Annotated in this window: 23 protein-coding genes; 15 read left to right on the top strand and 8 right to left on the bottom strand. The window is 59.5% G+C overall.

Features of this window, described 5'->3' with window-relative positions; translation table 11 throughout:
* Positions 1-46: 46 nt before the first annotated feature.
* From AC3WRD_RS17060 to flgA, 4 genes are all read right to left on the bottom strand, one after another.
* Positions 47-793 carry a flagellar brake protein gene (locus AC3WRD_RS17060; protein WP_096818072.1) on the bottom strand — a complete coding sequence of 249 codons (747 nt, stop codon included), beginning with the start codon at positions 791-793 and terminating at the stop codon, positions 47-49.
* Between the two features lie 95 nt (positions 794-888).
* The gene (locus tag AC3WRD_RS17055) at positions 889-1,356 is read right to left on the bottom strand and encodes a flagella synthesis protein FlgN (RefSeq protein ID WP_102621017.1); all 468 of its coding nucleotides are present in this window, start codon (positions 1,354-1,356) and stop codon (positions 889-891) included.
* A gap of 48 nt (positions 1,357-1,404) precedes the next feature.
* Positions 1,405-1,731, bottom strand: a complete 327-nt coding sequence (flgM, locus tag AC3WRD_RS17050; protein WP_096818069.1) for a flagellar biosynthesis anti-sigma factor FlgM — start codon at positions 1,729-1,731, stop codon at positions 1,405-1,407.
* A 194-nt stretch (positions 1,732-1,925) separates the two neighbouring features.
* Positions 1,926-2,687 (bottom strand): flagellar basal body P-ring formation chaperone FlgA, encoded by a 762-nt coding sequence (flgA, locus tag AC3WRD_RS17045; RefSeq protein ID WP_102621016.1) that lies wholly within the window; start codon positions 2,685-2,687, stop codon positions 1,926-1,928.
* Positions 2,688-2,769: 82 nt separating this feature from the next.
* Between flgA and AC3WRD_RS17040 the strand changes: the two genes are divergently transcribed.
* The 10 genes from AC3WRD_RS17040 (at position 2,770) to AC3WRD_RS16995 (ending at position 13,091) form a co-directional block, all read left to right on the top strand.
* Positions 2,770-3,702: a chemotaxis protein CheV gene (locus tag AC3WRD_RS17040; RefSeq protein WP_007960326.1), complete on the top strand. Its 933-nt coding sequence runs from the start codon at positions 2,770-2,772 to the stop codon at positions 3,700-3,702.
* 47 nt (positions 3,703-3,749) lie between these two features.
* Positions 3,750-4,577, top strand: coding sequence for a protein-glutamate O-methyltransferase CheR (cheR, locus tag AC3WRD_RS17035; RefSeq protein ID WP_007960327.1), 828 nt, complete (start codon positions 3,750-3,752; stop codon positions 4,575-4,577).
* A gap of 242 nt (positions 4,578-4,819) precedes the next feature.
* Complete coding sequence (gene flgB / locus AC3WRD_RS17030) at positions 4,820-5,227, top strand: flagellar basal body rod protein FlgB (protein WP_007960328.1); 408 nt, start codon at positions 4,820-4,822, stop codon at positions 5,225-5,227.
* A gap of 3 nt (positions 5,228-5,230) precedes the next feature.
* Complete coding sequence (gene flgC / locus AC3WRD_RS17025) at positions 5,231-5,674, top strand: flagellar basal body rod protein FlgC (protein ID WP_007960329.1); 444 nt, start codon at positions 5,231-5,233, stop codon at positions 5,672-5,674.
* Positions 5,675-5,689: 15 nt separating this feature from the next.
* Entirely contained in the window at positions 5,690-6,415 is a 726-nt protein-coding gene (gene flgD, locus AC3WRD_RS17020) for a flagellar hook assembly protein FlgD (protein WP_096818065.1), read from the top strand.
* Positions 6,416-6,445: 30 nt separating this feature from the next.
* On the top strand, positions 6,446-7,762 hold the full coding sequence (gene flgE, locus AC3WRD_RS17015; RefSeq protein ID WP_102621015.1) for a flagellar hook protein FlgE: 1,317 nt from the start codon (positions 6,446-6,448) through the stop codon (positions 7,760-7,762).
* Between the two features lie 190 nt (positions 7,763-7,952).
* Positions 7,953-9,113, top strand: a complete 1,161-nt coding sequence (locus tag AC3WRD_RS17010; protein WP_096818061.1) for an efflux RND transporter periplasmic adaptor subunit — start codon at positions 7,953-7,955, stop codon at positions 9,111-9,113.
* A complete protein-coding gene (locus AC3WRD_RS17005) occupies positions 9,110-11,128 on the top strand; it encodes a MacB family efflux pump subunit (protein ID WP_102621014.1) in 2,019 nt (672 codons plus the stop codon). Before AC3WRD_RS17010 ends, AC3WRD_RS17005 begins: the two co-directional genes overlap by 4 nt.
* Positions 11,129-11,133: 5 nt before the next feature.
* Positions 11,134-12,510 carry an efflux transporter outer membrane subunit gene (locus AC3WRD_RS17000; RefSeq protein ID WP_207267940.1) on the top strand — a complete coding sequence of 459 codons (1,377 nt, stop codon included), beginning with the start codon at positions 11,134-11,136 and terminating at the stop codon, positions 12,508-12,510.
* Positions 12,511-12,893: 383 nt separating this feature from the next.
* A complete protein-coding gene (locus AC3WRD_RS16995; protein WP_096818055.1) occupies positions 12,894-13,091 on the top strand; it encodes a hypothetical protein in 198 nt (65 codons plus the stop codon).
* 175 nt (positions 13,092-13,266) lie between these two features.
* Here AC3WRD_RS16995 and AC3WRD_RS16990 read toward each other — a convergent pair whose 3' ends face one another.
* Positions 13,267-16,161, bottom strand: a complete 2,895-nt coding sequence (locus tag AC3WRD_RS16990) for a ribonucleoside-diphosphate reductase subunit alpha (protein WP_102621012.1) — start codon at positions 16,159-16,161, stop codon at positions 13,267-13,269.
* Between the two features lie 734 nt (positions 16,162-16,895).
* On the opposite strand from AC3WRD_RS16990, the gene AC3WRD_RS16985 reads away from it, so the two are divergent.
* Positions 16,896-17,618, top strand: a complete 723-nt coding sequence (locus AC3WRD_RS16985) for a response regulator (RefSeq protein WP_096818051.1) — start codon at positions 16,896-16,898, stop codon at positions 17,616-17,618.
* Positions 17,615-19,225, top strand: coding sequence for an ATP-binding protein (locus AC3WRD_RS16980; protein WP_102621011.1), 1,611 nt, complete (start codon positions 17,615-17,617; stop codon positions 19,223-19,225). The genes AC3WRD_RS16985 and AC3WRD_RS16980 overlap by 4 nt, the downstream gene beginning before the upstream one ends.
* 6 nt (positions 19,226-19,231) lie before the next feature.
* Here AC3WRD_RS16980 and AC3WRD_RS16975 read toward each other — a convergent pair whose 3' ends face one another.
* Positions 19,232-19,957, bottom strand: coding sequence for a 4'-phosphopantetheinyl transferase family protein (locus AC3WRD_RS16975; protein ID WP_102621063.1), 726 nt, complete (start codon positions 19,955-19,957; stop codon positions 19,232-19,234).
* Positions 19,958-20,050: 93 nt separating this feature from the next.
* Entirely contained in the window at positions 20,051-20,842 is a 792-nt protein-coding gene (locus AC3WRD_RS16970) for a dienelactone hydrolase family protein (protein WP_096818048.1), read from the bottom strand.
* 206 nt (positions 20,843-21,048) lie between these two features.
* Here AC3WRD_RS16970 and AC3WRD_RS16965 point away from each other — a divergent pair, with 206 nt between their 5' ends.
* On the top strand, positions 21,049-21,726 hold the full coding sequence (locus tag AC3WRD_RS16965) for a response regulator transcription factor (protein ID WP_096818046.1): 678 nt from the start codon (positions 21,049-21,051) through the stop codon (positions 21,724-21,726).
* Positions 21,723-23,069: an ATP-binding protein gene (locus AC3WRD_RS16960; protein WP_102621010.1), complete on the top strand. Its 1,347-nt coding sequence runs from the start codon at positions 21,723-21,725 to the stop codon at positions 23,067-23,069. The genes AC3WRD_RS16965 and AC3WRD_RS16960 overlap by 4 nt, the downstream gene beginning before the upstream one ends.
* A 4-nt stretch (positions 23,070-23,073) precedes the next feature.
* Here the strand turns inward: AC3WRD_RS16960 and AC3WRD_RS16955 are convergent, their stop codons facing one another.
* Positions 23,074-24,072, bottom strand: coding sequence for an AraC family transcriptional regulator (locus tag AC3WRD_RS16955; protein WP_102621009.1), 999 nt, complete (start codon positions 24,070-24,072; stop codon positions 23,074-23,076).
* A gap of 352 nt (positions 24,073-24,424) precedes the next feature.
* Here AC3WRD_RS16955 and AC3WRD_RS16950 point away from each other — a divergent pair, with 352 nt between their 5' ends.
* Positions 24,425-25,759: a dicarboxylate/amino acid:cation symporter gene (locus AC3WRD_RS16950; protein ID WP_096818039.1), complete on the top strand. Its 1,335-nt coding sequence runs from the start codon at positions 24,425-24,427 to the stop codon at positions 25,757-25,759.
* Positions 25,760-25,767 lie beyond the last annotated feature (8 nt).

Raw genomic sequence — 25,767 nt, 5'->3', positions numbered from 1 at the left:
GGGCAGTCACCGCAAGGGACTGCCCGTTTTTCATGGTGCGTACGAATCAGAGATCGTCTTTGTCGAAACGCCGTGCTTCACGTTGCAGCTGATAGACGAAACGCTCGACGTTACGCGCCGCCGGGCCGCTGATGTTGTGAAAGCGCAGGCCGGCGAAGGTGATGTTGAGTTTTTCTTCGAAGTGCAGGTAGCGCAGCTCGACCGATGTTGGCTGATTGCCGAACAGCGGCGGGGCGATCAGGCGATCGTAGACCTGGCCCAGTTGCAGGCGGTCGGTGATATCACCTTCAAAGCGCAGCTTGCAGCCGGTGGCGGAAATATCCAGCAACTTGCCACCGATCGGCGACTTGAGCTTTTCGCCACCCAATTCGACGCTGACCAGATCGGTCAGCTTCAGTGCCGCGCGAAAGGCGTTGCGGCGCTGGTGATAGACCACCTCGGTGGGCATCTCGCCAATGTAGAAGCGGTCACCGTCGGATTCCTTGATATCCAGCGTGCCGTTGCATTCCCAGGCAATGCGTACGCCTTCATGGAAACCTTCGACCTTGAACGGCTCGCCCGCCAGCAGGAAGCGTTCGCCATCGCGCGGGATCATTTCATCCAGGGCAATCGTGGCGGTATCCCGGTCAACCTTGATCAGGTAGCTCTGGAAGCGCTGGCTGCGTTCGTGAAAGGTGATGATCAGCGGATCGTGGCTCTCTTGCAGCTGGCGCAGGTTGCTGGAGATTTCCAGAGGCGTGGTGAGCACCTTTGGTGGCTGCGGAGAATCATCCGCGCTGAGGACGTTGGACACGTTAAATCAATCTCCAGACAAAATTTGACTACGGCTGGCCAGTATTTTGCCAGCATGTTTCGCGCGTTGATAGGGCGCAAGCATAGAAGAACGCATCACGCCTGACTGAGCGCGCGGGGTTTCTGCAGTTTGGAGAAGGTGCCACTGGCGTCATAGAGCGCGGGTGGCTCGCCGCCGGTGAGGATTTTCAGCTGATTGGCCGTGGCGGCCTGCTGAATCACGATCGACTGGCCATTTTTGGCATTGGTCGCCTGGCACTGGGCGATCAGATCGGTCAGAACGTCGCTCTGGGTCAGCAACAGCTCGCCGATGCTCGACTGGCTGGCCAGTTGTTCCAGGCCTTGACGGTCGAGCGACAGATTGAGGCTGGCGAGGATTTCGCTGCGTTTGCGGCCATGCTGCTCAAGCAGAATGATCAATGCCTGTTTGCGCGCCAGAATTTCTTCCAGCAGCGGCATGTCGCGACCGTGCAAGGCGAGGGACTCGGATTGCAGTAACTCCAGCAATTGTTGAGCTGGAGCAAAGTCGTCGGTGATCAGTTGCAATAAAGTAGTGTCGTGCATGGCTGGCCTTGGGTTTTAAGCGTCCAAAAGCCTGGCGCTGACCGAGGCCTAGCGCTGGGCTTCGAAGTTGAGCAGTTTGCTGGCTACACGGTTGCTGTCGACTTTATAGCTGCCATCGGCAATCGCTGCTTTCAACTCGGCCACGCGGGCTTTGTCGACGGCAGGCTGATCGCGCAGCTTGTCAGTGACCTTCTGCAACTGTTGAGCCTCATTGCTGAGGTGTACCGATTCCCCGCTTTTTGCGGTACTGGCCTGTTCGGCCGGGGTATTCAGCGTCGCGGAAGTACCGGTTTCGGCGGTTTCCTTAGGCGTGCTGGTACGTGTACTGCCCGTAAGTGACGAGGAGCTGTTCAAACGGCTGAAATCGATGACCATGTTAAAAACCTCTGGGAATTTGGACGCTTGCCATGTTCTCGGCCATCCCCTGGAAAACTTTAGGCTCTTTTACCAATGAGCCTGCATGCGCCGCACAGATCCTGCTGCGGCACAGTTTAGGGAACAGCTCAGGTTGGCGCCAGTTTTCTGCGCGATCCCTCACGAGGCTTTCCTGTCATTGCTCCAGTCGTTGCTCACATTGCCACTTCCACCTGGCCCGGCGCCATGACCTGCGCCTTGATGACCCGTTGGGAATTGAGGTTTTTCACTCGAATCTGTTCTTTCAGGCCACCGTTGGACAGGGCCTCGCCCGGCATGCGCACGGAGAGCGTGCCGCTGCGGGCGGTAATCACCACTTGATCGCCTTTGCGAACGACTTCCGCCTGTTCCAGATGCACCAGGGTTATCACTTGGTCGGCGACCGTTGGTCGGGTTAATTTTTGCCCGATCGCCTCATCCACCGACGTCAGGAAGCCCTGGTTGATCAGGCTCACATCATGCTCGCGCAGGGTCACGTCCTGAGGCTCGATGATGCCGGCGCGCTTGAGCGGGCGAGTGGTGGTCACGACCGGGCGAAACAGGCGGACTTGAGCGGGTACGAACACGGTCCAGGGGGAGGCGCCTTCGCAGCGAACCTTGACGGTTACGCGTCCCAAAGGACGTGCCGGGCTCTCCAGCGACGCTGTCAATTCCTTGTCGCACATAGGCATGTGCATGCGCGGATCGAGCTGCTTGACCTCGATTTCATAACGCCCTTCCGTTTGACTGGTAGCCAGATAGTCTTCTACGGTGAATTCAAGAAAGCCCTGAGTGACGCCGATAAGCATGTCAGGCAAGGTAACCGCATCAGCAACGGCAGGGCTGCCCGCGAAAAACAGGCAAGCGGCAGACACCGCGCAAAGTCCTCTGCGAAGGGGGGATGTCAGGCGTCGGAAAAATGTCGTTTGAATGTTCATAAGAGTTAAAAAGCAAGCGCCGTGCCGTTTAGCAATGAATGTGCGTCGCAACAACACTTGGCGTTGGTGTAGGAGTCTGGGCATGGCTGGTGTAATGGATTCGGTGAACCAGCGCACGCAACTGGTGGGGCAGAATCGCCTGGAGCTGTTGTTGTTCCGTCTCGACGGCCAGCAACTCTACGGGATCAACGTGTTCAAGGTTCGGGAAGTGCTGCAGTGCCCGCAACTGACGCTGATGCCCAAGTCCAGTCCTGTCGTGTGCGGGGTGGCGAATATCCGGGGGGCGACCATTCCGATCCTTGATCTGGCAATGGCAACCGGCTCCGGGGCGTTGAAAGACAAGAACAGTCCGTTCGTGATCATCACGGAATACAACACCAAGACCCAGGGTTTCCTGGTCCGCTCGGTGGAACGTATCGTCAACATGAACTGGGAAGAGATCCATCCGCCACCCAAGGGGACCGGTCGAGATCATTACCTGACCGCTGTGACTCGGGTGGACAATCAGTTAGTCGAAATCATCGACGTCGAGAAGGTGCTGGCGGAAGTCGCACCGACACCGGAAGCGATTTCGGTCGGCGTGGTGGATGTCGAGACCCAGAGCAAGGCGCTGTCTCTGCGGGTGCTGACGGTCGATGACTCGTCGGTGGCGCGCAAGCAGGTGACGCGTTGCCTGCAGACGGTTGGCGTTGAAGTGGTGGCGCTGAACGACGGCAAGCAGGCGCTGGATTACCTGCGCAAGCTGGTCGATGAGGGCAAGAAGCCGGAAGAAGAGTTCCTGATGATGATCTCCGACATCGAGATGCCGGAGATGGACGGGTACACCCTGACGGCCGAAATCCGCAGCGACCCTCGCATGCAAAAGCTTCATATCATCCTGCATACTTCGTTGTCGGGTGTGTTCAACCAGGCGATGGTCAAGAAGGTCGGTGCCGATGACTTCCTGGCCAAATTCCGTCCTGATGACCTGGCATCCCGGGTAGTCGACCGGATCAAAGCAGCAGATATCAGCTAGGGACTTTTCGTCCCTGGCGATCAACACGATTTAAGAGGCGGCATCATTTGTCTACGGGTAATTTGGATTTCGAACAGTTCCGGGTCTTCCTGGAAAAAGCCTGTGGCATTTTGCTCGGTGAAAACAAGCAGTACCTGGTCTCGAGCCGTCTCAACAAACTGATGGAGCAGCAAGGCATCAAGTCCCTGGGTGAGCTGGTACAGCGCATCCAGACCCAGCCGCGCAGCGGTTTGCGCGAGCAGGTGGTCGATGCCATGACGACCAACGAAACCCTGTGGTTTCGCGACACCTATCCGTTTGAAGTCTTGAAGAACAAGGTGCTGCCCGAGGCGATCAAGGCCGCTCCCAACCAGCGTCTGCGGATCTGGTCGGCGGCGTGCTCGTCGGGTCAGGAACCCTATTCGCTGTCGATGTCGATCGACGAGTTCGAACGGACCAACATCGGTCAGTTGAAAATGGGCGTACAGATCGTTGCCACGGATCTGTCCGGCAGCATGCTGACCAACTGCAAGACCGGCGAGTACGACAGCCTGGCGATCGGTCGCGGCTTGTCCGCCGATCGTCTGCAGCGCTACTTCGACCCGAAAGGGCCGGGGCGCTGGGTGATCAAGGCGCCGATCAAGAACCGGGTGGAATTCCGCTCGTTCAACCTGCTCGACAGCTACGCAAGCCTTGGCAAGTTCGACATCGTGTTCTGCCGCAACGTGCTGATCTACTTCTCCGCCGAGGTGAAGAAAGACATCCTGTTGCGTATCCACAGCACGCTGAAGCCGGGCGGTTATCTGTTCCTCGGCGCTTCCGAAGCGCTGAACGGTTTGCCGGACCATTACCAGATGGTCCAGTGCAGCCCGGGGATCATTTACCAGGCGAAGTGATTGGCACCGGCAACACAAAAAAACGGGAGTCCTCAGGGGCTCCCGTTTTTTTATGCCTGGCCGTTTTTGCAGGGACGGCAAGCGGCAGAAAAGCGGCATCCGGCGGAAACCCGTTGCCGCTTTTCTGGCATTGCCGCATTGCCGATCACCTGCAAAGCCCCGGAATCCGGGGCTTTTTAAAACTGGCACGACGCTTGCTATAACCCAGTTACGAAAAACCCGGTCACCTGAAGGTTCCCGACATGAGCATCAGCTTCGATAAAGCGCTCGGAATTCACGAAAAAGCCCTGGGCTTCCGCGCCCAGCGTGCCGAAGTCCTGGCCAACAACATCGCCAACGCCGACACCCCGAACTACAAGGCTCGGGATCTGGAGTTCTCCAAAGTGCTCGAGGCACAGAGCCAGAAGAACGCCAACGGCACTATCGCCCTGAACATGACCAACAGCCGTCACATCGAAGCTGAAGGTCTGGGCAATGGCGACGAGTCGCTGATGTATCGCACGCCGATGCAGCCGTCGATCGACCAGAACACCGTTGATGCCCAGCTGGAACAGTCGAACTACGCGGAAAACGCCGTCGGCTTCCAGGCCAGCTTCACGCTGCTCAACAGCAAATTCAAAGGGCTGGTGTCAGCCCTGCGCGGAGAGTAATCCATGTCCCTGTCCAGCGTTTTCAACATTGCCGGCAGCGGCATGAGCGCACAGACCACGCGTTTGAACACCGTGGCTTCGAACATCGCCAACGCCGAAACCGTCTCGTCGAGCATCGACCAGACCTATCGCGCCCGTCACCCGGTGTTCGCCACCATGTTCCAGGGCGGCCAGAGCGGCGGCAGCAACTCGCTGTTCCAGAACCAGGACGCGGCCGGCCAGGGCGTGCAGGTCATGGGCGTGGTCGAAGACCAGAGCAACCTCGAAGCGCGCTACGAGCCGAACCATCCGGCCGCCGACGCCAAGGGCTACGTCTACTACCCGAACGTCAACGTGGTGGAAGAAATGGCTGACATGATTTCCGCGAGCCGTTCGTTCCAGACCAACGCCGAAATGATGAACACGGCCAAAACCATGATGCAGAAGGTACTGACCCTCGGTCAGTAATAAGGGGCGACTGCCATGAGTGTTTCCGATACCACCAGCAGCCTGAGCATGAAGGACATCCTGGCGAACTCGTCGAAAAAGACCAGTTCGACAACCGATGGCATTGCTTCGGCCACTAACAGTTCCACCGGCGGCCAGGCCCTGGGCAAGGACGCGTTCCTGCAATTGCTGGTAACCCAGCTGAAAAACCAGAACCCGCTCGACCCGCAGGACAACAGCGCATTCGTTGCCCAGTTGGCGCAGTTCAGCAGCCTCGAGGGTATTACTACCCTCAACAGCACCGTGAGTTCGCTGGCCGGCAATTACAACTCGTCGCAAGCCCTGCAGGCTTCTTCGCTGGTCGGTCGCAACGTGATCGTGCAGACCAACTCGGTCCAGCTCGACGATCCGAGCAAAGGCATGACCGGTTCGGTCACCGTTCCGTCGTCGATTGCCGGCGGCACCGTCAGCATCACCGACAGCAGCGGCACGATTGTTCGCACCCTCGATCTGGGCAGTCGCGCCGCAGGCGCCGCGAGCTTCACCTGGGACGGCAAGGACAAGGACGGCAACCTGGTCAAGACCGGTACCTATACCGTCAAGGCCAACGCATCGATCAACGGCACCGCGACCGATATGGCGACCTACCTGCCGGCCACCGTCACCAGCGTGACGATCAGCCAGACCGGCGGCGAGCTGATGCTCAACCTGTCCGGCAAGGGCACCGTTGCCCTGTCCAAAGTACAAACCATTGGTATATAGAGCCGACTAACCGGCACAAAGGAGTGGAATATGTCTTTCAATATCGGCCTTAGCGGTCTCTATGCAGCCAACAAGCAACTGGACGTGACCGGCAACAACATCGCCAACGTCGCGACCGCCGGTTTCAAATCGTCTCGCGCAGAATTCGAAGACGTCTACTCGGCGACTCGCCTGGGTAGCGGCAGCAAGGTCATCGGCAACGGCGTGCGCCTGGCCAACGTTTCCCAGCAGTTCACCCAGGGTGACATCAACAACACCGGTAACGTGCTGGACATGGGTATCAACGGCTCCGGTTTCTTCACCATGAGCAACAACGGCTCGATTTCCTATACCCGTGCCGGTACGTTCAAGGTCGACGACAAGGGTTTCATCACCAACACCGACTACACCTCGCGCCTGCAAGGTTATGGTGTGGATGCCAACGGCAAGGTCATCAACGGCGTACTGACCGACCTGAAGATCGACACCTCGAACCTGGCACCGAAGTCCACTTCGCTGGTGACTTCGACCATCAACCTGAACTCGACCGCTCCGGTGATCGACGACACGGTTCCAGCCGGCAAATTCGACCCGACCAACCTGGCGACCTACACCAAGTCGTTCAGCACCCCGATCTATGACAGCCAGGGCAACATGCACCCGATGGATCAGTACGTGGTGAAAACCGGTGCCAACACCTGGAAGGTCTACACCCTGGTCGACGGTCGCAACCCGGACGCTACCGGCAGTGATCCGAAAACCACCGCCCCGGTGCCTTCGACCATGACCTTCGACTCTGCTGGCAAGCTGACTCAGGTCAGCACTCTGCCTGGTCCGGTGATCAGCAGTGACCTGAAGATCAGCGGTTGGGTACCAGGCAATGTCGTCAACGGTACCTTCAAGCCTAACGGTGCAGCAGCAAACCCGGCCGGCATCACCATTTCGATGGCCAGTACCACTCAGTACAACGCCGACACCGCGCGCTCGATCCCGACTCAGGACGGCTATGCCACTGGCCAGATCACTAACCTGACCATCGACGGCACCGGTACCCTGTTCGCAAACTTCAGCAACAACCAGAACAAGGCCATCGGCCAGGTTGCGCTGGCCAGCTTCACCAACGAACAAGGCCTGCAAGCGATCGGCGGCACCAGCTGGAAGGAAACCTTCGCGTCGGGCATTCCGGGTTATGACGCTCCGGAAACCGGCACCCTGGGCTCCATCCAGTCCAACTCGCTGGAAGAGTCCAACGTTAACCTGACCAACGAACTGGTAGACCTGATCAAGGGCCAGAGCAACTATCAGGCGAACGCCAAGACCATCTCCACCCAGAGCACCATCATGCAGACCATCATTCAGATGACCTGATATCGATGCTTTGTAAAAAGCTGTAACGGAAAGCCCCTCTTTGAGGGGCTTTCTTGTTTAATGCGCGCGCCGGGGCCACTCGTCCGCTGCATTCGCATTTGCGCGCGTGTATTCACACGCCTGCTCACGCTATACCCGGGCGCCAATGAGCGGTTCGCCCAACCACTGACAGGGATGTAACGACTACTTCATGGTTTTTTTCTCTCGCTCCCGAATCGTGTTCGGGACGCTGCCCGTTGTTGCCTTGTTGGTCTGGTTTGTATGGGGCCAAGGCTGGGGCACCCCTCCAAAGAAATTCCTGACAGCGACCGTCACCGTTGAAGATCTTGAAGAGACCGTATTGGCCAGTGGTACGGTCAAGCCCTTCCAGCAAGTCAGCGTCGGCGCGCAGGTCAATGGGCAACTCCAGAGTCTGAAAGCCGGGTTGGGTGATACGGTTCGCCAGGGTCAGCTGTTGGCTGAAATCGACCCGTTGCTGCCACAGAATGAATTGCTCAAATCCCGGGCTGCGTTGCTCAGTGTCCGCGCGCAATACAAAGCCCGACAGGCGATGATCCGCCAGTACGAACTTGATTTTCGTCGCAAGCAAAGCCTGGTTGCCAGTGAAGCCGGATCGCGGGCCGATCTGGAAATTGCCGAGGCGCAGCTGCAAAGTTCGCGCGCCGAGCTGGCATCCCTGGCTGCGCAGATTTCCCAGGCGGAGATAGAAATCAGGATCGCCGAAGTCAACCTCGGATATACGCGGATCAGTGCGCCGATGGACGGCGAGGTCATTGCCGTGGTGACCAGACAGGGCCAGACCGTCGTTTCCGCACAGAGTGTCCCGACATTGCTGATACTTGCCCGTCTGGACCGGATGACGGTCGAAGCGCGAATTTCTGAAGCTGACGTGGTTCGGGTCAAGGCGGGCCAGGCCGTGTCCTTCAATATTCTGGGTGATCCGGACCGGCGTTTTACCAGCCATATACGGGCGGTAGAGCCTGCGCCCGAGTCCATTGCCCGGCAGGATCAAATGCAGGGTGGCGGTGGCTCGACTGCCGGCGGCGCCGATGCAGCGGTGTACTACAACGCGCTGTTTGACGTACCCAATGACGATCGTTCGTTGCGCACCTCGATGACGGCGCAGGTCAGCGTTCTGCTCGACTCGGTGCGCAAAGCCACAACGGTCTCGGTGGCTGCGCTGGGCAAGCGTGCCGCTGACGGTCGCTACGAAGTTCGCCGACTGGTGGATGGTCAGCCGCAGACGGTGCTGGTGACAACCGGGTTGCGAAATGACCTGAGCGTTCAGGTGCTGGACGGGCTCAAGGAAAATGACGAAGTCGTTCTCGGCGAAGAGCCGGAGCCTCGATGAGCAGCGCCAGTAATCTTCATGGCTGGACGCCAGATCCCGTGAAAGACGAGCTGCCGGTCACGCCGTTGTTGGCTCTTGAAGGCGTGCAGCGTTGGTTCGCCGAGGGTGAGGCACGGACTCATGTGCTGCGCGACGTGAACCTGACCATCGCCGCCGGTGAAATGGTAGCGATCGTCGGGCCGTCGGGCTCTGGAAAATCCAGTCTGATGAATATCCTCGGATGCCTGGATCGTCCCTCTGCTGGCCGCTACAGCATCAACGGTGCTGACATGGCCGAAATGAGTAGCGATGAGCTGGCGACGCTGCGTCGTGAGCATTTCGGATTCATTTTTCAGCGCTTTCATTTGCTGTCGCATCTGAGTGCGGAGGCCAACGTGCAGGTGCCGGCCATTTACGCCGATCAGCCGTTTACCGAGCATCGGCAAAAGGCCAGGGGGCTGCTGCAACGTCTCGGTCTGGGTCAGCGCATGCTGCATCGGCCAGCGCAACTCTCCGGTGGGCAGCAGCAACGGGTCAGCATTGCTCGTGCGCTGATCAATGGCGGTGCGGTTGTTCTGGCCGACGAGCCCACCGGCTCGCTGGACTCGCGCAGTGGCGAGGAGGTGATGGCGATCCTGCGTGAACTGCATCGCAGCGGTCACACGATCATTATCGTGACCCATGACTCGCAGGTGGCGCAGTACGCAGACCGCATCATCGAGATACATGATGGCGAAATCGTCGGTGATCGTTTGAATGCCGACCGCAAGGTGCTTGCGGCGCCGGTCACCGAGCCAGGCGACATCCCGCAAACTCAGGAGCGTGACGCGACGGCGGTGCATTGGCGCCGCTTCAGCGAGGCCTTCAAGATGGCCTGGATCTCTCTGCGCAGCCATCGCATGCGCACATTGCTGACCATGCTCGGGATCGTCATCGGTATTGCCTCGGTGGTTTCGGTGGTAGCGCTGGGGCAGGGCGCACAGACCCGGGTGCTGCGTGATATCAGTGCGATGGGCACCCATACCATCGATGTTTATCCCGGCAAGGATTGGGGTGATGAGCAGGCAGCTTCAATCCGGACATTGCAGCCCGTGGACTTGCGGATCATCCAGGCGCAGTCCTGGGTAGACAGTGTTTCTGCGATGGTCAATGGCAGCCGGACGATTCGTTATCGCAATCTGCATGTCAGTGCCACGGTCAATGGTGTCAGCCAGGATTACTTTCAGGTGATGGGCATCCGCGTGACCCAGGGCGCGATGTTCAATGCGGGCGATGTGATGCGCCGCGCTCAGACACTGATCATTGACCACAACACTCGACAACGGCTGTTCAAGGACTGGGAGCAACCGCTGGGCAAAGTCATCCTGGTTGGTGGCCTGCCTTGTACGGTGGTGGGGGTCATGGAAAGTCGCGATGACGGTTTTTCAGGGCCGAGCCTGCAAGTCTATTTGCCTTATACGACGGTAATGGGGCGCTTGTTGGGGCAGAGCCATTTCAATTCGATCAAGGTTCGGCTCAAGGAGCAGGTTGCCAGTCCCGCGGCAGAACAAGCACTGCAAACATTGTTGGTGGCACGTCATGGGCGCGCGGATTTTTTCCTCAGTTCCAGCGACAGCATCCTGAAAATCGTACAGAAAACCACGGACACCCTGACGCTGCTGATCTCTGCCGTGGCGTTCATTTCGCTTTTGGTCGGTGGTATCGGGGTGATGAATATCATGCTGGTATCGGTCACCGAGCGTACCCGGGAGATTGGCATCCGCATGGCCGTCGGCGCGCGGCGCGCGGACATTCTGCAGCAGTTTTTGATCGAGGCTGTGCTGGTCTGTCTGCTAGGGGGCTTGTTGGGCGTCCTGCTTTCGTTGTTGATCAGCCAGGTGTTCGGCTACTTCGTGCAGGCAATCGTTATGGAGTTCACGGCTCTGGCCATGATTTCAGCGTGTTTGTGTTCGCTGCTGGTCGGCGTGTTGTTCGGTTATATCCCGGCGCGCAATGCCGCCCGGCTTGATCCCATTCAGGCGTTGTCCCGAGAATGAAGTACATGAAGCGCAAGTGGATCTGGGCATTGCAGTTGCCTTTGTTGTTGGGTGGTTGCAGCGCCCTGCTGCACAGCGAATACCGTCAACCGGAAGTGAAGACGCCGGCCTTCTGGTTTGGTGACGCATCCCGTGAGCGCTCATTGAGTGTGCGGGAGCGATGGTGGGAAACGTTTGATGATCCACGCCTGAACGCCTTGGTTGACGACGCTCTGGCGCGCAATAACGATCTTGCAGTGGCTGCGCTCAGAGTGCGTCGGGCAGCGCTTCAGGCAGGACTCACCGGGACCAATATCACGCCCGATCTGGACGTGGGGGCGGGGGCGGACTGGAGCAGGAATCTACATCGAGACAATTCAGGCCAGCGTCGATTTTCCACGAACTCGTCGGTGCGTTACGAGGTCGATTTGTGGGGGCGGCTGGCGAGTACGCGCGATGCCGCGCAGTGGGCGCTGTTGGCGACCGATTTTGACCGGCGTGCCAGTGCGCTGAGTCTGGTGGGTACGACAGCGCGCCTTTATTGGCAGATCGGCCTGTTCAACGAACTGGCCCGGTCTGCGCGGGAAAGTATCCGGTACGCCGAGCAGACGTTGCAACTGGTGCAGTCCCAACGTCTGGCGGGTGCGGCGACCGGACTTGAAGAGGCGCAAGCCGAGCAGGTCCTGGCCACGCAGCGTGCTGTATTGAGCAACTATCTGCAGCAACTTGAAGTGGCGCGCAACGCACTGGCCATTGTCTTCGATCAGGCACCCGAGCATCGGTTTGCAGAACTTGTGCAATTACCTTCGATGGCATTGGCGAGTGTGCCGGCAGGCTTGCCGGCTGATCTGGTTGATCGACGCCCGGATCTGCAGGCGGCTGAATGGCGATTACGCCAGGCGCTGTCGAACTATGACGCAACGCGTGCCAGTTTCTATCCTTCGTTCACACTGACTGGCGGTCTGGCGACGGGTGGTAGTCGGGAGTTAAGCCAAGTGCTCAATAACCCTGTCGGTCTATTGGGCGTTGGTATCAGTCTGCCGTTTGTGCAATGGAATGTTCGCAAGTACACAGTGGGTATATCGGCGGTGGACTATGAGGCGGCGATAATCGATTTTCGCCAGAGCCTATATATCGCGCTGGCGGAAGTTGAAAATGCGCTGTCGGCGCAAGTGCAGTTTGCTGATCAGGGGGTACGGCGAGAGCAGGCTCTGGTCGCCGCAATGAAAGCCGAAGGGTTGGCCGAAATTCGTTATCGCAGCGGGCAAACGGGTATCAAGGAGTGGCTGGATCTGCAAGAGAGCCGTCGTGCCGCGCAAATTTCGCTGGCGCAGAATCGCTTCGACCGACTGCAGGCGCAAATGGGACTGTACCTGGCGCTGGGCGGAGGCTTCGCGCGTTAATTTATTGCGCAGACAAACGTTAACTTGTTGGAGCGTTGTTTTTAATTAAGGAAGATTGTGTCGCGTGTCTGGTTTTAGTTAGCGTATTTTTTTTGATTTGGGTCAATGGTTTATATGCAATTAAGGTTGTAGGTTTTTGCGTGTTTGTTGATTTTTTTGAGTTTATTTAATTAATAAATAATTTTGGTTGTGGGAGTTTTCTTTATTGTTTTTAGTTGTTTCGCAATGTAAGGTGCGCGCTCTTTCGTCAGGGTCTTGATGAAAGAATGGGTGTTCGGTTGCAACACTCTTACTGCTGTCTCTGGTTGTGTCGGCAAGATGATGAACTATGAAGTTATTGCGCTGACGGCCGTTTGAGACGTTTATTTGAAATGGAGATCGTTATGTCGCTGCGTATTGGTTTTGGTCTGACTTTGGCCGCAAGTTTGCTGTTGGGTGCAGTCGTTGTTCAAGCTGCTCCGGCTTCCTGGTGGCTTTATGAGTCGGCTTCGACCGGCCGTACTATGTGCAGCAACGTTCCGCAAGCCAGTGGCTGGGTTCGTGTTGCCGGTCCTTTCAACAACGGCGGCTGCCGTCGGTAAGCACCGATAGGGAGGCTCCTTCTGTGAAGGGGCCTTTTTTGTATCTGCTGAAACCTGTTCGTTAGAGCCTTGGTGTTTGGCAGACAAAAGAAAACCCCCGACAAACCAGAAGTCTGTCGGGGGTTTCTTTTGTCTGGAGGAATCAGGCGTCTCGCATCGCCCGATTCAGCTCAGCTTATTGGCAAGCTTCGCAATCCGGCTCGTCGATGGCGCAAGCCTTCGGTACTGGAGCAGGGCCGGCAGGCGCTGCCAGGACCGAATCGTCACCGTGGTTGCCGCCGCTGGAAACAGCGTTCAGCTTGCCGGTGTTGATGGTCGACTTCTCGGTGCTGGTCGCAGCCAGGGCACGGAGGTAGTAGGTGGTTTTCAGACCACGGTACCAGGCCATGCGGTAGGTCACGTCGAGTTTCTTGCCCGATGCGCCGGCGATGTACAGGTTCAGCGACTGGGCCTGGTCGATCCACTTCTGACGACGGCTGGCGGCGTCAACGATCCACTTGGTGTCCACTTCGAACGCGGTCGCGTAGAGCTCTTTGAGTTCTTGCGGGATGCGCTCGATCTGCTGAACCGAACCGTCGTAGTACTTCAGGTCGTTGATCATGACCGAGTCCCACAGACCGCGAGCCTTCAGGTCGCGAACCAGGTACGGGTTGATCACGGTGAATTCGCCCGACAGGTTCGATTTCACATACAGGTTCTGGTAGGTCGGTTCGATCGACTGCGATACGCCGGTGATGTTGGCGATGGTCGCGGTCGGTGCGATGGCCATGATGTTCGAGTTACGGATGCCTTTCTGTACACGGGCGCGAACCGGTGCCCAGTCCAGGGACTCGGTCAGGTCGACGTCGATGTACTTCTGGCCACGTGCTGCGATCAGGATCTGTTGCGAATCCAGCGGCAGTACGCCTTTGGACCACAGCGAACCCTGGAACGTCTCGTACGAGCCGCGCTCGTCAGCCAGGTCGCAGGAAGCCTGGATCGCGTAGTAGCTGACCGCTTCCATCGACTTGTCGGCGAACTCGACGGCAGCGTCGGAGCCGTAAGGGATGTGCTGCAGGTACAGCGCATCCTGGAAGCCCATGATGCCCAGACCGACCGGACGGTGGCGGAAGTTGGAGTTCTTCGCCTGCGGTACCGAGTAGTAGTTGATGTCGATCACGTTGTCGAGCATGCGCACGGCTACATCGATGGTGCGCTTGAGCTTGGCGGTGTCCAGCTTGCCGTCGACGATGTGGTTCGGCAGGTTGATCGAGCCCAGGTTGCAGACCGCGATCTCGTCCTTGTTGGTGTTCAGGGTGATCTCGGTGCACAGGTTCGAGCTGTGAACAACGCCGACGTGCTGCTGCGGGCTGCGCAGGTTGCACGGGTCCTTGAAAGTCAGCCATGGGTGGCCGGTTTCGAACAGCATGGACAGCATCTTGCGCCACAGATCTTTGGCCTGGATGGTCTTGAACAGCTTGACCTTGCCCGGGTACTCGGTCAGGGCTTCGTAGTACTCGTAGCGCTCTTCGAAGGCCTTGCCGGTCAGGTCGTGCAGGTCTGGTACTTCGGATGGCGAGAACAGGGTCCACTTGCCGTCATCGAAGACGCGCTTCATGAACAGGTCAGGGATCCAGTTGGCGGTGTTCATGTCGTGGGTACGACGACGGTCATCACCGGTGTTCTTACGGAGTTCGATGAACTCTTCGATGTCCATGTGCCAGGTTTCCAGGTAGGCACAGACAGCGCCTTTGCGCTTGCCACCCTGGTTAACGGCAACGGCGGTGTCGTTCACGACTTTCAGGAACGGAACCACGCCTTGCGACTTGCCGTTGGTGCCCTTGATGTACGAACCCAGTGCACGCACCGGCGTCCAGTCGTTGCCCAGGCCACCGGCGAATTTCGACAACATGGCGTTGTCGTGGATCGCGTGGTAGATGCCCGACAGGTCATCCGGAACGGTGGTCAGGTAGCAGCTCGACAGCTGTGGACGCAGGGTACCGGCGTTGAACAGGGTCGGGGTCGAAGCCATGTAGTCGAACGAGGACAGCAGGTTGTAGAACTCGATCGCACGGTCTTCTTTCTGCTTCTCTTCGATCGCCAGGCCCATGGCCACGCGCATGAAGAAGATCTGTGGCAGTTCGAAACGCACGCCATCCTTGTGGATGAAGTAACGGTCGTACAGGGTCTGCAGGCCCAGGTAGGTGAATTGCTGGTCGCGCTCGTGGTTGATCGCCTTGCCCAGTTTTTCCAGGTCGAAGGAGGCCAGCACAGGGTTCAGCAGTTCGAACTCGATACCTTTGGCGACGTAGGCCGGCAGCGCCTTGGCGTACAGGTCGGCCATTTCGTGGTGAGTCGCGCTCTCGGCGACGCCCAGGAAGCCCAGGCCTTCGGCACGCAGGGTGTCCATCAGCAGGCGGGCGGTCACGAACGAGTAGTTCGGCTCGCGCTCGACCAGGGTGCGGGCGGTCATTACCAGCGCGGTGTTGACGTCGTTCAGGGCAACGCCGTCGTACAGGTTCTTCAGGGTTTCGCGCTGGATCAGGTCGCCGTCGACTTCAGCCAGACCTTCGCAGGCTTCGGTGACGATGGTGTTCAGGCGACCCATGTCCAGCGGCGCGAGGCTGCCGTCGGCGCGGGTGATGCGGATCGACGGGTGAGCGTTGACTGCGGCTTCGGCCGGAGCGTGGGCAGCGCGTTCTTTCGAACGGCCGTCACGGTAGATCACGTAGTCGCGAGCCACTTTCTGCTCGCCGGCACGCATCAGGGCCAGTTCGACCTGGTCCTGGATTTCTTCGATGTGGATGGTGCCGCCCGAAGGCATGCGACGCTTGAAGGTCGCGGTGACCTGTTCGGTCAGGCGGGCAACGGTGTCGTGGATTCGCGACGAAGCGGCAGCGGTGCCGCCCTCAACTGCGAGAAACGCTTTGGTGATAGCGACGGTGATCTTGTCATCGGTGTAAGGAACGACAGTGCCATTACGCTTGATCACACGCAGTTGACCAGGCGCGGTGGCAGCCAGATCCGAATTCGAATCGGCGGCCTGCGGCAAGGTGCCCTGCGGGTTCTCGCGAGTTGTGTCGGTTTGCATGGGTGTCTCCACGTTCTCTATGTTTGTTTGGGCACCATCACGGTGCCCACCGTTCCGTCCTGAAGCACTACGACCGGCCAGCGCCGGGTAACGACTTCGGGACAGTTCAGGAAGTGGGCCTTGTGGGCGCCGCTTCCATGCCGAAGTCTTCGGTTCGCGCGATACGCGTGAAACCGCATTCCTTTCGGGGAGCAGTTTTGAACTGCAACACCCGTACCGTTTACGCCGTGATCGGCTGAAAAACGGTAGCCATCCGCAGGCGCGGTTTGGGCTTCTGAAAATACGTTTGGTTCAACCCGACAATGGCAATAAAAAGCCTTGAATTCACTGTCCGGTTTGTGTTTGGTTTTTAGCGTCAAACCCTATATGTAGGGTTTTTTTGAGCGCGGGCTACAAGATAATGCGTTTTGGGGGGCGATTGCAACGGACAGCCTGTGGATAACCCTGTGCGTAAATTGTGTGCGAAACAGGGAATTCCTTTGTAGGCCGCGAACCTGCTGAGTTAGACCGTTTGTCACTGTTTTCTCTTCGGGAAAAACGCTTCAGCGGATTTTTAAGGGCGCGAACCCTATCACAAAAAACGGCCTTGTCCGAACGCATTTACCGACTTGTGTTCTCGCTGTACGCCGTTTATACAATCGGCCCGTGTACACGCATTCTTATCCTCCTTAAAGATGACAAAAAGACGGGAGGATCCTTCCTTTATTCGCAACATCGGCAAGCAGAGGTCATCCGTGGAGCAAGAAGCCTGGCAGGTATTGATAGTCGAGGACGACCAGCGTCTGGCCGAACTGACCCGCGAATACCTGCAAGCCAATGGATTGCGCGTGGAGATCGAAGGCAACGGAGCCCTGGCGGCGGCGCGGATCATCAAGGAGCAACCGGACCTGGTGATCCTCGACCTGATGCTCCCCGGTGAAGACGGCCTGAGCATCTGCCGCAAGGTGCGCGACCAGTACGACGGGCCGATCCTGATGCTGACCGCGCGCACCGACGATGCCGACCAGATCCTCGGCCTCGACATCGGCGCCGATGACTACGTGTGCAAACCGGTTCGCCCACGGCTGTTGCTGGCGCGCATCCAGGCGTTGTTGCGACGCAGTGACGCACCGGAGCCGGCGTCGGGCAAGCCACGCCGTCTGCAATTCGGCCCGTTGGTGGTGGACAACGCCTTGCGCGAAGCCTGGCTGAGCGACAGCGGCATCGAACTGACCAGCGCCGAATTCGATCTGCTGTGGCTGCTGGTGTCCAACGCCGGAAGGATTCTGTCGCGGGAAGAAATCTTCACCGCGCTGCGCGGCATCGGCTACGACGGCCAGGACCGTTCGATCGATGTGCGCATATCGCGCATCCGTCCGAAGATCGGCGACGACCCCGATCACCCGCGCCTGATCAAGACCGTGCGCAGCAAAGGCTATCTGTTCGTGCCTGAAGCTTGCGTAGAACTGCCGCTGTGAACTCGATCTTCCTGCGCATCTACGGCGGCATGTGCGCGGCGCTGATTCTGGTGGCGGTGCTCGGCGTTCTCGCGCTGCACCTGCTCAACCAGGTACGCAGCGAGCAGTACCGAGAGCGTCTGGCCCACGGCACGTTTTCGCTGATGGCCGACAACCTGCAACCGATGAACGAGACCGAGCGCCACCGCGCCTTGTTGGTGTGGGAACGACTGCTGGGGATTCCGCTGGCACTGAAAACCTTCGCCCAGACCGATCTCGACCTCACCCAGCGCACCCGCGTGCAACGCGGGCAGGCACTGGTCGAACAGACCGGGCCGCACGCGGCCAAGGTCTATCGACTGGTCAGCGACAAGGAGCAGCTTGTGCTGGTGGGCGAGGTGCAGCAGATCAGTGAACAACTGGCCCGGGCGACCATCTACCTGCTGGCCGATGAACTGGTGCGGGTGCCGGTGGGCGAGCAGCCCAAACGACTGGCGCAATTGAAGGAAGAGAAGGGCTTCGGTTTCGACCTGCGGCTGGTCACCGTGAACGAGGCCGACATGGATGAAGACCAGAGTCGTCGTGTGTCGGAAGGCGATACGGTGATGGCGCTGGGCAAGGGCGGGGACTCGATCCGGGTGTTCGCCGGGATGGTCGGTACGCCGTGGGTGCTGGAAATCGGCCCGCTCTATCAGATGAATCCGTACCCGCCGCAATGGCTGGTGCTGATCGCCGCGCTGGGGCTGAGCCTGATCGGTCTCATTGTCTATTTATTGGTGCGCCAGCTCGAACGGCGTTTGCGTGGTCTTGAAGCGGCGGCCACGCGTATCGCCAAGGGCAGTCTGGAAACCCGGGTGCCGGCCCGCGGCGCCGACTCGGTGGGGAAACTGGCGGCGGCGTTCAACGGCATGGCTGAGCACCTGCAACAGCTGCTGGCGATCCAGCGTGAGCTGGTGCGCGCGGTGTCCCATGAGTTGCGCACACCAGTGGCGCGCCTGCGCTTCGGTCTGGAAATGATCGGTTCGGCCACCACCCCGCAAGCGCTGGAAAAGTACCGCGAAGGCATGGACCACGACATCGAGGACCTCGACAAGCTGGTGGACGAAATGCTCACTTATGCGAGGCTTGAGCAGGGCTCGCCGGCGCTGACGTTCCAGCGCATCGACCTCGATGCACTGGTCAATCAGGTGATCGAAGAACTGGCGCCACTGCGTGCCGACGTCACGGTGCAACGTGGTTTGTGCCTGTCGGCCGCCGACTGCGACGATGCCTGGGTCGAGGCCGAGCCACGTTACCTGCATCGCGCCTTGCAGAATCTGGTGGGCAACGCCATGCGTCATGCGCGCTCAAGGGTCACGGTCAGTTATCAGGTCGGGCAGATGCGTTGCCGGGTGGACGTCGAGGACGACGGCCCCGGTGTGCCGGAAAGTGCCTGGGAGAAAATCTTCACGCCATTCCTGCGGCTGGACGACAGCCGTACCCGGGCATCCGGTGGGCACGGGTTGGGGCTGTCGATCGTACGGCGGATCATCCACTGGCATGACGGCCGGGCGTTGATCGGGAAGAGCAAGAGCCTGGGCGGGGCGTGTTTCAGCCTGAGCTGGCCGCGGAATCAGGAGCGGCGCTGAAGCCGCTCAAGCCTGGATGCTGACCAGGCTCAATAACTGCCCGTCGTGCACCCCGAACTGTGCGTCCAGTTCGGTCCCGTTGCGCCATTCGCTGGAGAGGTCCGTCAGCAGGCGCAGCCGCACATGACCCTGTTCGGTCCAGTCGAGCACCTCGGCGTGCTCGAAATAGAAACGCTTCTGGACGATCGGGTACAGCGCCTTGAACAGGCTTTCCTTCACCGAAAACGTCAGCGTCACCCACAACGCCAGTTGATCGCGGGCGCCGGCAGCCATGCGCTGCAACTCTGCCGGCGTCAGAATCTCCCCGGCCAGCCGCTCGGCCCGTTCGGCGTTGAGCAGGTTTTCCAGGTCCATGCCCAGTCCGCGCCAGTGCTGCTTGTTGGCGACAATCGCTGCGGCCCGGCCGGTGCTGTGGGTGATCGAGCCGCAAATATGTGCCGGCCACACGGGTGCGCGATCCTCGCCAATGGCCGGGACGCTGCTTTTGCCTTCCAGTTGTTGCAGCGCGGCCCGGGCGCAAATCCGCCCGGCCAGAAATTCCGCCTGACGCTTGGCCACCGAGCGCTGGATGCTCGGCGGCGGCTCGATGGCGCTGCGGCGGAAGTCATCGCCGAGCAGTTGCGCCGGGTCGAAGTGGGTGCTCAGCAGCACGGTGTCCGGCAGCACGGTCGGTAGCGGCCAGTGGGCATCGAGCGGGGTGCAGCAGGCGGGGAGGAGGGGGCTGGCATTCATGGCGGCCATTTTGCCGGGTTGCCTTCAGGCTGAATAGTGCGCTGGTGCAGATCGCTCTCGCGCAGAACGTGGGAGCGATCAGCATACTCCGGCTCAGCCAAAGATTTTCTTGAAGAATGCCTGCATGTCCGCCCAGGATTTTTCATCCGCTGCCTTGTTGTAGCCGATGTCCGGGCCACCGTGATCGCCATGGCTCAAGCGATCCGCGTCGGGGTTGGTGAAGCCATGCTTGGCGCCGTCTAGGCTGACGAACTTGTAGTCGGCGCCGGCCTTGTCCATTTCAGATTTGAACGCCGTGACGTTGTCGGCGGTGACCATGCTGTCCAGCGCGCCGTGCTCGACGAGGACTTTGGCTTTGACACTGCCAGGTGTCGCCGGGGTGTTGGTGGCCAGTGCGCCGTGGAAACTCACGACACCCGCCAGCGGTACGCCCTGGCGAGCGGCATTCAACACCACGCCACCGCCGAAGCAATAACCGATGGCGGCCAGTTTGCCGGTGTCGGTCTGCGGTTGTTTCTTCAGCAGATCAAGACCGGCCTGGAAGCGTTTGCTGGCCGCATCGGCATTCTGGGTGGCCGCTTGCATGAATGCCATGGCATCTTTCGGGTGCTCGGTGTTCTTGCCTTCACCGTACATGTCGATGGCCAGCGCGCTGTAGCCAAGCCCGGCGAGATCCCGGGCGCGGCGCTTGGCATAGTCGTTGAGGCCCCACCATTCATGCACCACTACAACGCCCGGGCGCGGGCCTTTTATGGCATCGTCGAAAGCGTAGTAGCCGATCAGTTTCGTGCCGTCGGCGCTCTGGTAAGGGATTTCCTCGGTCTTGATGGCTGCCGCGCTGAGGCTGCTGAAGGCGAGCAGGGTGAGGGCTAGGAACAGGCGCATGATCGGGTCTCCTGACAATAAAAGGTCAAAACAGCCTAGTTCATTTGATTGCGCTCGGGTTCAGGGTGTGTTCAGGGCAGGTACAGGCCCGGTTCAGTAAGCTTGAATCATGTCAGAGGGGAGAAATGAACAGAACCCTCAAAAGCGGCAGTACACCGTTGTCGCAGGTATGCTGTTGGAGATTCTGATTTGCCCGGGAGAGCGTCATGAAACTGTTGGTCGTCGAAGATGAAGCGCTGTTGCGCCATCACCTGCAAACCCGCCTGACGGAAAGCGGTCATGTGGTCGAGTCCGTGGCCAATGCCGAAGAGGCGCTGTACCAGACCGGGCAATTCAACTTTGACCTGGCGGTGATCGACCTCGGCCTGCCGGGCATGGGCGGGCTCGACCTGATCCGTCAGTTGCGCTCGGACGGCAAGAGCTTCCCGATCCTGATCCTCACCGCCCGTGGCAACTGGCAGGACAAGGTCGAAGGCCTGGCCGCCGGCGCCGACGACTATCTGGTCAAACCGTTCCAGTTCGAAGAACTCGAAGCGCGACTCAATGCGCTGCTGCGTCGTTCCAGCGGTTTCACCCAGTCTTCCATCGTCGCCGGGCCGCTGCTGCTCGACCTCAATCGCAAGCAGGCGACCCTCGATGAGCAGCCGCTGGCGCTGACCGCGTACGAATACCGGATCCTCGAATACCTGATGCGCCACCACCAGCAAGTGGTGCCCAAGGATCGCCTGATGGAGCAGTTGTACCCGGATGACGACGAGCGTGATCCGAACGTGATCGAAGTGCTGGTCGGGCGCCTGCGTCGCAAGCTGGAAGGCCCGGCCGGGTTCAAGCCGATCGACACGGTGCGCGGCCTCGGCTACCTGTTCAATGAGCGCTGCACTTGATCCGTTCGCTTCGCGTTCGCTTGATGTTGGCCGCCACCACGTTGGCGGTGTTGTTCATGCTCGCCTTGCTCCCGGCGATGCAAGGTGCGTTCAGCCTGGCGCTGCAGGATTCGATCGAGCAGCGCCTGGCCTCGGACGTCACCACACTGATTTCTGCCGCGCGGATTGAAAACGGCCGGCTGGTGATGCCGATGCAGTTGCCGGACGAGCGTTTCAACCTCGCCGATTTCCGTCTGCTGGGTTACATCTACGACCGCGAAGGTCATCTGGTCTGGCGCTCCAAAGCGACCCAGGAAGAACAGATCAACTACAAGCCGCGCTACGACGGGATGGGCAACGAATTCGCGCGGATTCGCGAGGCCAGCGGACAGGAGTTCTTCGTCTACGACGTCGAAGTCAAACTGCTCGGTGGCAAGAATGCGGCGTTCAGCATCGTCGCGCTGCAACCGGTACGCGAATACGAAACCACCCTCGAAGGCCTGCGGGAAAACCTCTACCTCGGTTTCGGCGCCGCGTTGCTGGTGCTGCTCTCGCTGCTGTGGATCGGTCTGACCTGGGGCCTGAAAGCCTTGCGCCGGCTCAGTCAGGAGCTGGACGAAATCGAAGGCGGCACCCTCGAAAGCCTCAGCGAACAGCACCCCCGTGAATTGCTGCGCCTGACCGGCTCGCTCAACCGCTTGCTGCACAGTGAACGCCAGCAGCGCAGCCGTTATCGCGACTCTCTCGACGATCTGGCCCACAGCCTGAAAACCCCGCTGGCGGTGTTGCAGGGCGTCAGCGAAGACATGGCCCAGCGCCCCGAAGATCGCGATCAGGCCTGGGTGCTGCAAACCCAGATCGAACGCATGAGCCAGCAGATCAGCTACCAATTGCAGCGCGCCAGCCTGCGCAAAAGCGGTCTGGTACGCCATCAGGTGCGCCTGCGGCCGGTGCTCAAAAGCCTGTGCGACACGCTGGACAAGGTCTACCGCGACAAACGTGTGCGCGTGGCGTTCGACCTGCCGGAACACTGCTACGTGCCGATCGAGCAGGGCGCCTTGCTGGAAATGATGGGCAACCTGCTGGAAAACGCCTATCGCCTGTGCCTCGGCGAAGTACGCATCAGCGTGCGCGAAAGCCTGGCCGGGATCGAGTTGTGCATCGAAGACGACGGCCCGGGTGTTCCGCAGCATCAGCGTGCGCGGATACTTGAGCGTGGTGAGCGTTTGGATCGCCAGCATCCGGGACAGGGGATCGGGCTGGCGGTGGTCAAGGACATCATCGAGAGCTACAACGCGAAACTGACGCTGGGTGATTCACCAATGGGCGGGGCGGCGTTCAGGATTCATTTTCCGGCGTTGTGACCGCCTACTGTTCCTGCGCCCGATAAGCCCCCGGCGTCAGCCCCGTCCACTTCTTGAACGCCCTATGAAACGCCGACGGCTCGGAAAACCCGAGCTGTTCGGCGATCTGTTGCAACGACAGATCCGCACGCCCCAGGTGATAAATCGCGATGTCCCGCCGCAACTGGTCCTTCAACTCCTGAAAACTGGTGCCTTCCTCGCGCAAATGCCGGCGCAGGGTTTGTGGGCTGATGTGCAGGTGCGCGGCCACGGCTTCCAGGTCCGGCCAGCGCGCGCTGTCATGGCTGAGCAGGCGACGCAATCGACTGCTGAGGCTGTTGCCGTCATCCGGGCGTGACAGCAGGTCGGCGGGGGAGCGTTCAAGAAAATGCTTGAGCGTGCGTTCGTCCTGCAACAGCGGCATGTGCAGATAGCGATTGTGAAATACCAGGCTGCTCTGGGGTGCGGAAAACTCCAGCGGGCAGGAGAACAGCAAATCGTATTCGGCCCCGTGCACCGGTTTCGGGTAGCTGAAAGTGGCCTGTTCCAGGCGAATCCGCTGGCCGATCAGCCAGCTGCCGAGGCGATGCCAGATCACCAGCAGGCTCTCGCTGAGAAAGTGATCCGGATCCCACCATTGCGCATCGTCGAGGCTCAGGCGCACCCATTCGTCTTCATGGGTCAGGGTCAGGCGCGGAGCGTCGGGGAATAGGCTATAAAACAATAAGCCGCGTTGCAGAGCCTTTTCCAGGCTGCGGCAATGAATGATGGCGTGGCACATCATGGCGAAGCTGCCGGGTTTGCTCTGCGCGTTGCCGAAGCCCAGGCATTCGTCGTCCAGGGCCAGCCACAGGTTCTGGATCAGTTGGGTGAATTGTTCCGGGGCGATCCGCGCACGCGGCTCGTCGAGCAGTTCGGGACTGATACCCAGTTGCAGCAGCAGGCCCGAATAATCGAACCCGCGACGGCGTGCGCCACCGAGGGCGGCACGGGCGAAATGACTGGCGATGGTGCGTTCGCGCATAAGCGGCAAATCCTTCCTCTGGCGACCGATGGTAGCCGGCGGCCTTGATCGGCAACAAGGCGGATTTCCGCCAAATTGTAGGACGAGACCCGGTGCGTTGGCGGAAATCCGCCATACTTGGGTAACCGAATGGTGACACAGAAAAACCTGCATCCCCTGATATCAAAAGGCTTGCAGCGAATTGCACCAAAGTGGCACGAGGTTTGCGATAAGAGCGACAGAAGCGTGCGCCGAGCCGGTCCGGAAAGCGTCGTTCGACACAACAAATCCCTCCAGTGCAGGAGGGTTCGCAATTCAAGTGTCGCGTTCAACAGATGGATGTTGCTACGCGGGACTCTTGAGGAACTTTGCAATGACGACTCGTCAGCCACTGTACAAATCCCTGTATTTCCAGGTGATCGTCGCAATCTGTATCGGTATTGCGCTCGGCCACTACTACCCGCAGTTCGGCGTGGCCGTAAAGCCGCTGGGTGACGGGTTCATCAAACTGATCAAAATGATCATCGCGCCAATCATCTTCTGCACCGTGGTCAGCGGCATCGCCGGCATGCAGAGCATGAAATCGGTCGGCAAGACCGGTGGCTATGCACTTCTGTACTTCGAAATCGTTTCGACCATCGCACTGCTGGTCGGTCTGGTTGTGGTCAACATCGTGCAGCCGGGCAACGGCATGCACATCGATGTCGCCACCCTCGACGCCTCGAAAGTCGCCACCTACGTGGCACAGGGCGCTGACCAGAGCGTTGTCGGCTTCCTGCTCAACGTGATTCCGACCACTATCGTCGGCGCGTTCGCCACCGGTGACATCCTGCAAGTGCTGATGTTCTCGGTGATCTTCGGTTTCGCCCTGCATCGCCTGGGTGCCTACGGCAAGCCGATCCTGGACTTCATCGATCGCTTCGCCCACGTGATGTTCAACATCATCAACATGATCATGAAGCTCGCGCCAATCGGTGCCTTCGGTGCGATGGCGTTCACCATCGGTGCCTACGGTGTCGGCTCGCTGGTGCAACTGGGTCAACTGATGATCTGCTTCTACATCACGTGCCTGGCGTTCATCCTGATCGTGCTCGGCGGTATCGCCCGCATGCACGGCTTCAGCGTGCTGAAGATGATCCGTTACATCCGTGAAGAGCTGCTGATCGTGCTGGGTACTTCCTCGTCGGAATCGGTACTGCCACGCATGCTGATCAAGATGGAGCGTCTGGGCGCGAAGAAATCGGTAGTGGGTCTGGTGATCCCGACCGGTTACTCGTTCAACCTCGACGGTACCGCGATCTACCTGACCATGGCGGCCGTGTTCATCGCCCAGGCGACCGACACCCACATGGACATCACTCACCAGATCACTCTGCTGGTGGTGCTGCTGCTGTCCTCCAAAGGCGCAGCCGGTGTGACCGGTTCGGGCTTCATCGTGCTGGCCGCCACCCTGTCGGCGGTAGGTCACCTGCCGGTGGCCGGTCTGGCGCTGATCCTGGGTATCGACCGCTTCATGTCCGAAGCCCGCGCCCTGACCAACCTGGTCGGCAACGCCGTTGCCACCATCGTTGTGGCCAAGTGGGTCAAGGAACTGGACACCGACGTGCTGCAAACCGAGCTGGCCTCGGGCGGTCGCGGTATCGTTGACCAGCGTCACGAAGACGACCTGGGTGTGGCCGAAGGCCCAACCCCGAGCAATGTGAAGTAAGCATCGCT

The organism is Pseudomonas sp. FW215-R2 (assembly GCF_058789255.1).
This window is presented reverse-complemented; position numbering and strand designations above follow the sequence as displayed.

Bases quoted from the DNA above. Each gene is read 5' to 3' on its own strand.
- AC3WRD_RS17000 (WP_207267940.1), top strand. From the start codon at position 11,134: ATGAAGCGCAAGTGGATCTGGGCATTGCAGTTGCCTTTGTTGTTGGGT.
- flgE (WP_102621015.1), top strand. From the start codon at position 6,446: ATGTCTTTCAATATCGGCCTTAGCGGTCTCTATGCAGCCAACAAGCAA.
- AC3WRD_RS16975 (WP_102621063.1), bottom strand. From the start codon at position 19,957: ATGAATGCCAGCCCCCTCCTCCCCGCCTGCTGCACCCCGCTCGATGCC.
- flgM (WP_096818069.1), bottom strand. From the start codon at position 1,731: ATGGTCATCGATTTCAGCCGTTTGAACAGCTCCTCGTCACTTACGGGC.
- flgA (WP_102621016.1), bottom strand. From the start codon at position 2,687: ATGAACATTCAAACGACATTTTTCCGACGCCTGACATCCCCCCTTCGC.
- flgC (WP_007960329.1), top strand. From the start codon at position 5,231: ATGTCCCTGTCCAGCGTTTTCAACATTGCCGGCAGCGGCATGAGCGCA.
- AC3WRD_RS16995 (WP_096818055.1), top strand. From the start codon at position 12,894: ATGTCGCTGCGTATTGGTTTTGGTCTGACTTTGGCCGCAAGTTTGCTG.
- AC3WRD_RS17055 (WP_102621017.1), bottom strand. From the start codon at position 1,356: ATGCACGACACTACTTTATTGCAACTGATCACCGACGACTTTGCTCCA.
- AC3WRD_RS16950 (WP_096818039.1), top strand. From the start codon at position 24,425: ATGACGACTCGTCAGCCACTGTACAAATCCCTGTATTTCCAGGTGATC.
- AC3WRD_RS16965 (WP_096818046.1), top strand. From the start codon at position 21,049: ATGAAACTGTTGGTCGTCGAAGATGAAGCGCTGTTGCGCCATCACCTG.
- flgB (WP_007960328.1), top strand. From the start codon at position 4,820: ATGAGCATCAGCTTCGATAAAGCGCTCGGAATTCACGAAAAAGCCCTG.
- AC3WRD_RS16955 (WP_102621009.1), bottom strand. From the start codon at position 24,072: ATGCGCGAACGCACCATCGCCAGTCATTTCGCCCGTGCCGCCCTCGGT.
- AC3WRD_RS16990 (WP_102621012.1), bottom strand. From the start codon at position 16,161: ATGCAAACCGACACAACTCGCGAGAACCCGCAGGGCACCTTGCCGCAG.
- AC3WRD_RS16970 (WP_096818048.1), bottom strand. From the start codon at position 20,842: ATGCGCCTGTTCCTAGCCCTCACCCTGCTCGCCTTCAGCAGCCTCAGC.
- AC3WRD_RS17010 (WP_096818061.1), top strand. From the start codon at position 7,953: ATGGTTTTTTTCTCTCGCTCCCGAATCGTGTTCGGGACGCTGCCCGTT.
- AC3WRD_RS17040 (WP_007960326.1), top strand. From the start codon at position 2,770: ATGGCTGGTGTAATGGATTCGGTGAACCAGCGCACGCAACTGGTGGGG.
- flgD (WP_096818065.1), top strand. From the start codon at position 5,690: ATGAGTGTTTCCGATACCACCAGCAGCCTGAGCATGAAGGACATCCTG.
- AC3WRD_RS17005 (WP_102621014.1), top strand. From the start codon at position 9,110: ATGAGCAGCGCCAGTAATCTTCATGGCTGGACGCCAGATCCCGTGAAA.